Raw genomic sequence first — 558 nt, 5'->3', positions numbered from 1 at the left:
CGTACGCGGCTTCAGTGATCGACACTAAACCACGCTCCAAATGTACTCTTGCGATCTCAAGACGACGATAACGGATATAACCATTCACCGTCATATTAAGTGACTGTTTAAAGCGGCGTTGTAGGTTAGACACACTCATCGAGAATACCTCTGCAATGTGTTCGAGGCTCAACTCTTGTTCAAGGTGCGTTTCGATATAGCTGACAATGTTTTCCACGCGTGAATCACTATGACGTTCGGTGATTTTATCTCGGTAACTGTTGGTGTTTTGAGGGCAAAAATCCTGTGGCATTTGTTGTGTTGCGTGAAACAGAATTTGATAAATCAAACTTTCGATTTCGAGCTTGTCTTGGAAACGATGTGGTGTATCCCGGTTGGTGAGTTCGGTGGCAAGTTCAGTTAACGCCTGATTAAGCTCTAGGTGGTAAAAGGCTTGGTGCGTTTCAAAGAAGGCAGTACTGCAACACGATTCTTCCGAGCGGGACTCTAACCATTGCGGCTTTACAAGAATATTAATCTTGTTGATCTGATTGTTTTCAATAAGCGAACGACGAAAGT

1 protein-coding gene is annotated in these 558 nt (G+C 43.7%); it reads right to left on the bottom strand.

The window, feature by feature from the left end; genetic code table 11:
* Positions 1–558, bottom strand: a 558-nt coding sequence (locus R7Q48_RS29895) for an AraC family transcriptional regulator (protein WP_318134013.1), incomplete at both ends; no start/stop codon positions are given.

This window comes from Vibrio sp. 378 (genome assembly GCF_033339435.1).
The sequence above is the reverse complement of the archived record's forward strand: the minus strand, read 5'-3'. Positions and strand labels throughout refer to the sequence as shown.